Genomic DNA, 4,098 nt, shown 5'->3' on the forward strand with positions numbered 1-4,098 from the left:
GTGCGCTCGCCGGTGGTGAACTGCTGGTCGCGCTCGTCGACGTCGCTGGTGAGCAGGTCGGCGGCGAGGGCATCGGTGCGGGCGATGATGACGGTCGGGACGCCGGCGACGTCAGCGGCGAGACGGGCCGCGTTCAGGGTGCGGATGTGCTGCTGGGTGGGCACGAGCACCTTGCCACCGAGGTGGCCGCATTTCTTCTCGCTCGCCAGCTGATCCTCCCAGTGGATGCCGGCGGCACCGGACTGGATGAGCGACTGCGCGAGTTCGTAAGCGTTCAGCGGTCCGCCGAAGCCGGCCTCGGCGTCGGCGACGATCGGCGCCAGCCAATCCTGCGTGGTCTCACCCTCGGCGTGCTCCAGCTGATCCTGGCGGATGAGCGCGTTGTTGATGCGACGCACGACCGCCGGCACCGAGTTCGCGGGGTACAGCGACTGGTCGGGGTAGGTCTGACCGGCGAGGTTGCCGTCGGCGGCGACCTGCCAGCCGGAGAGGTAGATGGCCTTGAGACCGGCCCGCACCTGCTGCACGGCCTGGCCTCCGGTGTAGGCGCCGAGCGCCCGGACGTAGTCCTCGGTGTGCAAGAGGTTCCAGAGGTTGTCGGCCCCGCGGTGAGCGAGCGTGGCCTCTTCGCGAACCGATCCACGGATGCGGATCACATCCTCGGCCGTGTAGGTGCGCTCGACACCGTCCCACCGGGGATCGGTATCCCAGATCTCCTGGAGCTCGGCTGCCGTCTGAACCTGGTCGCCGGCTCGCAGACCGGCGGGGCGGGGCGTCGGGGTGTTGGCGGTGTTCGTCATGGTGTCTCCTCGGTGGATCCGGCTGCGGTGCCGGAGTGGCGTGGTTCCACTGTGAGTGAAGTTCCGCACCCCAGCTGACCGATTTCAAAGAGAAGATCGGTCGAAATTCTGTTTCTGTGACAGAATCGCCCGCATGAGCACCATCGACGCTGCAGAAGAGACCGACGCCCTCACGATCGGCCGCCGCATCCGCCAGCTCCGTACGGCGAAGGGGATGACCCTCGACGACCTCGCCTCCGCCGTCGATCGGGCGCCGAGCCAGATGTCGATGATCGAGACCGGCAGGCGCGAACCCAAGCTCACGCAGCTGCAGGCGATCGCCCGGGCTCTCGGGGTCACGATCGACGCGCTGCTGGAAGGCGAGCCGCTCGACGAACGCAGCGCGGTCGAGATCGCCCTGGAGCGGGCGATGAAGGGCCAGACGTTCCAGGCCCTGGGCATCGAGCCGTTCCGCATCGCGAAGAGCCTGCCGACGGATGCGCTGAAGGCGCTGCTCGCTCTGCACGGCGAGATCGACAGGCTCAAGGACGAGCGGGCCGCGACGCCCGAAGAAGCTCGCCGGGCGAACGTCGAGCTGCGGCACCTGATGCGGCGGCAGGACAACCACTTCGCCGACCTCGAGACGAAGGCCGCCGAGATCCTCGCCGCGGTCAGTCACCCCGGCGGCCCGCTGACGCAGCGCACCGCATCCGAGATCGCCGCCTACCTGGGCTTCACCCTGCACTACGCCCCCGACCTGCCGCAGACCACTCGCAGCGTCGCCGACCTCGCCAACGGCAGGCTCTACCTCTCCAGCAGTGTGCCGGCGAAGGGCGATGCCCGCACCGCGGTGCTGCAGGCGCTGTCGAGTCGCATCCTCGGGCACTCCGAACCACGCAGCTACGCCGAGTTCCTGCGTCAGCGCGTCGAGACGAACTACCTCACCGGCGCCCTGCTCATCCCGGAGGCGCACGTCGTCCCCGCCTTGAAGGACGCCAAGCAGCGGAGGGCGATCTCGATAGAAGACCTGCGCGACGGATACTCGGTGTCGTACGAGACGGCGGCGCACCGCTTCACGAACCTCGCGACCCGGCACCTCGACATCCCGGTGCACTTCCTCAAGGTGCACGAGTCGGGCACCATCACCAAGGCGTACGAGAACGACGACGTGAACTTCCCGACCGACCGTCTCGGGGCCATCGAGGGACAGATGTGCTGCCGCCGGTGGACCTCGCGCGTGGTGTTCGACGAGGACGACCGCTTCAACCCCTACTACCAGTACACCGATACCGGCAACGGCACTTACTGGTGCACCGCGCGGGTGGAGTCGTCGAGCGAAGGGCTGCACTCGGTGAGCGTGGGCGTGCGCTTCGACGACACGAAGTGGTTCGTGGGTCGCGACACCTCGCACCGCGGCGTGTCGAAGCACTCGGTCGAGGTGTGCTGTCGTCGGGCTCCCGCGGACCTGGAGGACCGCTGGCGCGAGAACTCCTGGCCCAACGTGAAGACCCCGCGCACGCTGTTGGCGACCCTGCCCACCGGAGCCTTCCCCGGCGTCGACACCACCGACGTGTACGAGTTCCTGGAGGCCCACGCACCGCGGTGAGACCCCGGTCGATACGCTCAGTCGATGAGCAGCGACGTCTTCCCCGGTCCGTTCGGCCCGATGCCCGAGGTAGGGTCCGCCGCGATCATGTGGATGCCGTCGCCGTCGGATGCGCGGAGATCGGTGCGGTTCGTCGACGGCTTCGAGCTGTTCGCCGGGTTCGCCCGGAGTCAGGGCGCGGACCCGAATCTCCTGGCCGACGACCTCGCGGCGACGTGGGATTTCGTGGCCGCGCATCATGCGATCCTCGACAGCGCCGACCTGGCCGCTGCGGCGGCGCGTTTCGTGGGCAACGTCATCGCCATGGTGCATCCGGCAGCGACATGGCGGATGGCGGCCGAGCCCGAGATAGGGACGAACACCCTCTCCATCCCGGTCGAGGCGCTCGTGCAGGGGATGGTGCGGCAGCCCGACCAGCGCGAAGCCTTCCTGCGGATGATCGAGTCGTGGGATCAGGACGACCTCGACGACCAGGAGGTGAGGGCGCTGTCCGCCGAGGCGCCCGAGCGCACCGCCGTGCTCCCTGCGAGCGCCTACGTCCGTCCCGCTCTCCCGCTCCTGCTCTTCCGCGACGACAGGGGCGAGGTCATCCGCTACGGACGCCGCTGGTCCGAGGGTGCCCCGCCGGAGGAGGCCTACTCCCGGGAATCGCACCCGGAGCGCTTCGAACCGTTGCTTCTCGTGGTCGAAGCCCTCGTCGAACACCTTCGTGCCGGGTACGAAGTCGAGGTGCGGCGTGAGCGCGATGAGGGAGGTGCCGAATGCATCGTGCTCGACCCCGCGGTCGGAGCGGCGATCAGCATCGCTCCGATGCCTCCCGTCGTCCGCGTCGAAGCCGGGGCACTCTTCCATGCGATCGTCCCGTTGTGCGTGTGCGACGCCTGCGACGAGACTGCCGAAAGCGCGGCGGACGAGATGGAGCGGATCGTGCTGTCCGTCGCCTCAGGCGGGTTCCGGGAGAAGTACCCCGTCGGGCGACGCGCCTGGCTGTACACGGAGGTGCGGTCCCCCGACGGGGAGCGTCGGGAGACCGCCGCGGGTCCGGCCCCGGAGCTGACCGCGGGCGAGCGGGAGCGCGTGACGTCGCTGTTGAGCGGACTCGATGGCGGCTGGTGGCCGGCCTGGCCCCTCCGCTCGACCTCGGTCTGACCTCCGGTCTCCGCTGTCCTCATGGGCGGAGGCATGGTGCGCCCGTCATGCCGTTCGTCAAAACTTAGTTTGATCTTGCTTAGTCAAGATTGACTATGTTACTTTCATCGAGCCATCAACGACGAACGGCCGAGAAGGGACCCTCATGGCTACTTCCCCTGCGGAAACCCGATTCCGCATCACTGCCACCCTGACGTGCGTTCTCGCCGCCACGCTGACGCTCGGAGCATGCTCCGCGCAGACGCCAGGCGGCGATACCGCCCCCACGAGTGCGAACGACAGCGACGCCTGCAAGCGGAATCAGGATGCCGGCACCATCACCTACATCTCCGGTTACGGCTACTCCGCCAGCGCCGGTCAGCTCGATGTGTTCCTCGCCGAGGAGCTGAGCTACTTCGACGATCTGTGCCTCGATGTCGAGATCAACGCCTCAGGGGCGAACGGGCAGCAGCTCGTGGCTTCGGGGCAGGCGCAGTTCACCGCGCTCGGCTCCGCGTCCGATGTGATGCTGGCGGCCGCCAACAGCAAGAACCTCACGGCGGTCGCCACCTACGGCACCACCCC

4 protein-coding genes are annotated in these 4,098 nt (G+C 68.3%); 3 read left to right on the forward strand and 1 reads right to left on the reverse strand.

What is annotated here, in order from left to right; genetic code table 11:
* Positions 1–800: isocitrate lyase (gene aceA / locus DSP71_RS23585; protein ID WP_258546376.1), on the reverse strand; the 800-nt coding region annotated here is incomplete at its 3' end.
* A gap of 133 nt (positions 801–933) precedes the next feature.
* On the opposite strand from aceA, the gene DSP71_RS10930 reads away from it, so the two are divergent.
* The 3 genes from DSP71_RS10930 to DSP71_RS23590 all read left to right on the forward strand — a co-directional run.
* The gene (locus DSP71_RS10930; protein WP_113681102.1) at positions 934–2,385 is read left to right on the forward strand and encodes a helix-turn-helix domain-containing protein; all 1,452 of its coding nucleotides are present in this window, start codon (positions 934–936) and stop codon (positions 2,383–2,385) included.
* Between the two features lie 24 nt (positions 2,386–2,409).
* On the forward strand, positions 2,410–3,534 hold the full coding sequence (locus tag DSP71_RS10935; RefSeq protein ID WP_113681103.1) for a DUF6226 family protein: 1,125 nt from the start codon (positions 2,410–2,412) through the stop codon (positions 3,532–3,534).
* A gap of 145 nt (positions 3,535–3,679) precedes the next feature.
* On the forward strand, positions 3,680–4,098 hold a 419-nt coding region (locus DSP71_RS23590), incomplete at its 3' end, for an ABC transporter substrate-binding protein (protein ID WP_258546377.1).

Source organism: Microbacterium sp. H6, from assembly GCF_003314775.1.
GTDB classification, from domain to species: Bacteria; Actinomycetota; Actinomycetes; order Actinomycetales; family Microbacteriaceae; genus Microbacterium; species Microbacterium oxydans.